The 569-nt window shown below is 55.4% G+C and carries 1 protein-coding gene; it reads left to right on the top strand.

The genetic code is table 11. From position 1 onward, the window contains the following. A partial coding sequence (locus tag ACWHAR_RS30370; protein ID WP_452088845.1) for an AMP-binding protein occupies positions 1–569 on the top strand: 569 nt, incomplete at both ends.

Raw genomic sequence — 569 nt, 5'->3', positions numbered from 1 at the left:
ACAAGATCCGTCCGAATTGGCCAAAATGATTGAAACATACGAAATTACAATAATGCAGGCTACACCGACCCTCTGGCATGCATTGGCCTCGAGCGCCCCGGACAAGCTCAAAGGTCTTCGTGCGCTTGTCGGCGGCGAAGCTTTGCAATCCAGCCTGGCCCGGCAATTGCAGCAGCTCGCGTGTTCTTTAACGAACCTTTATGGACCGACGGAAACAACGATTTGGTCTACAGCCGCTGCGCTGGAAGGCAACTGTACGGAACCTCCGGGAATCGGCTGTGCGATTTGGAATACGCAGCTTTATGTCCTGGACGCCGGATTACAGCCAGTGCCTCCGGGAACGGCTGGAGAACTTTATGTGGCAGGAACAGGGGTAGCGCGCGGCTACTTGAACCGACATGCTCTCACGGCTGAGCGCTTTATTGCGAATCCATACGGGCCGCCTGGATCGCGGATGTACCGGACAGGCGACATCGTGCGCTGGCGCGAAGACGGGTCGCTTGATTATATCGGCCGTGCAGACCATCAAGTCAAAATTCGGGGGTTCCGAATTGAAATGGGAGAAATAG

Source organism: Bacillus sp. LR--39, assembly GCF_053613335.1.
This window is presented reverse-complemented; position numbering and strand designations above follow the sequence as displayed.